This is a genomic window from Xanthomonas sp. SHU 308 (assembly GCF_000364645.1).
GTDB classification, from domain to species: Bacteria; Pseudomonadota; Gammaproteobacteria; order Xanthomonadales; family Xanthomonadaceae; genus Xanthomonas_A; species Xanthomonas_A sontii.
The window spans coordinates 1-2,239 of the sequence record NZ_AQOK01000249.1 but is presented as its reverse complement, the minus strand read 5'-3'; the positions used below and the strand labels follow the sequence as shown (position 1 = coordinate 2,239).

Here is a 2,239-nt window from a genome sequence, read left to right as displayed (position 1 = left end):
TGGCGCGGCGGCCGCGTCCGTCGCCGCGGCGCTCAGGTCCGGCACCTTGGTGTCGGCGTCGGGCTGCACCGTGCCCAGGGCGACGCTGTGGTCGCCGTCGGCGGTGGCGGCGTCCTCGGCATCCTTGGTCATCACCACGATGCTGATGCGGCGGTTGATCGGATTGTTCGGCACCTGCTTGTCGAACAGCACCGAGGAGGACAGCCCGACCACGCGCGAGACCTTGTCCTCGCCCATGCCGCCGGCGACCAGTTCGCGGCGCGCGGCGTTGGCGCGGTCCGCGCTCAGTTCCCAGTTGCTGTAGCCGTTCTTGCCGCTGTACTGGGTGACGTCGGTGTGGCCGGTGATGCTGATGTGGTTGGGCACCTGGTTGATGAAGCCGGACAGCTCGTGGAGGATGCCGCGGGTGTAGGGCTTGAGCACCGCGCTGCCGAGGTCGAACATCGGCCGGTTTTCCTTGTCCACGATCTGGATGCGCAGGCCGTCCGGGGTCAGGTCCAGCAGCAGCTGGTCCTTGAACGGTTCCAGCGCCTGGCTCTTGTCGATGGCTTCCTTCAGTTCCTGCATCAGCGTTTCCAGGCGTTGCTTCTCCTTCTCGCGCTGCGTGGTCTTGCTGTCGTCGCCCTTCAGGCTCTTGCTGCCGAACGGATCCTTGTTGTTGCCGCGCTGCATCTCGCCGGCGCCGCCGAGCTTGATCATCGAGGTGCTGGCGCCGCCGGGGCCGGCCATGCCGGGGCTCGGCGCCGGGCTCTTGCCGGCCAGCGGGCTGGGGTTGCGGAAGTATTCGGCGATCGCCGCGCGCTGTTCCTTGGTGGTGGCCGCCACCAGCCACAGCACCAGGAAGAACGCCATCATCGCGGTCACGAAGTCGGCATAGGCCACCTTCCACGCGCCGCCGTGGTGGCCGCCGCCCTGGACCTTCTTGACCCGGCGGATGACGACGGTGGATTTGGTCTCGGCCATGACCGCGTTACTTGATCGTCTTCAGATGCGATTCGAAGTCGGCGAAGCTCGGCCGCACGTCGGTCGGCAGGGTCTTGCGCGCGAATTCGAGGGCGATCTTCGGGTTGTAGCCGCGCAGGCAGGCCAGCAGCGCGGTCTTCACCGATTCGAAGATGCGGCTGTCCTGCTCGGCGCGCGCTTCCATCGCCGCCGACAGCGGCGCGACGAAGCCGTAGGCCAGCAGGATGCCGAGGAAGGTGCCGACCAGCGCCGCGCCGACGTGGTGGCCGATCTCCTCGATCGGACCGCCGATCGAGCCCATGGTGATGACGATGCCCAGCACCGCGGCGACGATGCCGAAACCGGGCAGGCCGTCGGACACCTTGCTCAGCGCATGCGCCGGCGCCATCGCCTCGTGGTGGTGCTTCTCCAGCTCCAGCTCCAGCAGCGGTTCCAGTTCGTGCGGCTCGATGTTGCTGCCGATCATCAGGCGCAGGCAGTCGGTGATGAAGTCGAGCAGGTGGTGGTCGGCCAGCACCTTCGGGTAGTTGCCGAAGATCGCGCTGTCGGCCGGGCGCTCGACGTGGTCTTCCAGGGCCATGAAGCCGTCGCGGCGCGCCTTGTTCAGCAGTTCGTAGATCAGGGTCAGGGTGCTGCGGTAGTCGTCGGCCTTGTACTGCGGGCCCTTGAACACGCCCAGCACGCCGGAGAGCGTCGCCTTGACGATCTTGCCCGGGGTGCTGACCAGGAACGCGCCCAGCGCCGCGCCACCGATGATCATCAGCTCGTAGGGCTGCCACAGCGCGCCGAGTTTGCCGTGCGACAGCACGTAGCCGCCGACCACGCTGATGATGACGACGATGAAGCCAACGATGATGAGCATGGCGGGGCAGCCTGCGGGCCGGAGCGGGGACGCTCTAGATGTCGGCCCCGCCGCGCCATTCTGAAGGTGTGAACTGTGCCGGGTTTTTGGCGGCGGCCGCCCCCGCGCCGGTGTTCAGCCGGTCATGCCGCTGTCGTGGCGGACGCATTTGAGGGTCTCGCCCAGGCCGGCCAGGGTCAGCGTGGCCTGGTCCGGCTGCGACTGCCAGAAAATATTGCCCAGGGCGTCGGTGTAGCGTGCGCCGGTGGCGCCGCCGGCATCGGTGCGCTGCATGTCCAGGCGGGTGCCGCGCACCTGCAGGGCCAGGCGCTCGCGCGCCGGATCGGCGGCGGCCTGCACCAGTTCCTCGCCGCAGCGCCACTGCATGGGCAGGGCATCGGCCTGCAGGCCGGGCGCGGCGGCCGGGGAGGCCGC

At 68.6% G+C, this 2,239-nt stretch carries 3 protein-coding genes; all 3 read right to left on the bottom strand.

What is annotated here, in order from left to right; all coding sequences use genetic code 11:
• Nucleotides 1–963, bottom strand: a 963-nt coding sequence (gene motB, locus D588_RS0109420; protein ID WP_017915797.1) for a flagellar motor protein MotB, incomplete at its 3' end; no start/stop codon positions are given.
• A 7-nt stretch (nt 964–970) separates the two neighbouring features.
• The gene (gene motA, locus D588_RS0109415; RefSeq protein WP_017908926.1) at nt 971–1,825 is read right to left on the bottom strand and encodes a flagellar motor stator protein MotA; all 855 of its coding nucleotides are present in this window, start codon (nt 1,823–1,825) and stop codon (nt 971–973) included.
• Nucleotides 1,826–1,939: 114 nt separating this feature from the next.
• On the bottom strand, nt 1,940–2,239 hold a 300-nt coding region (locus D588_RS0109410), incomplete at its 5' end, for an MliC family protein (protein WP_017915796.1).

Excerpts from the sequence above, each read along its gene's own strand:
- motA (WP_017908926.1), bottom strand. The coding sequence starts at position 1,825 with ATGCTCATCATCGTTGGCTTCATCGTCGTCATCATCAGCGTGGTCGGC.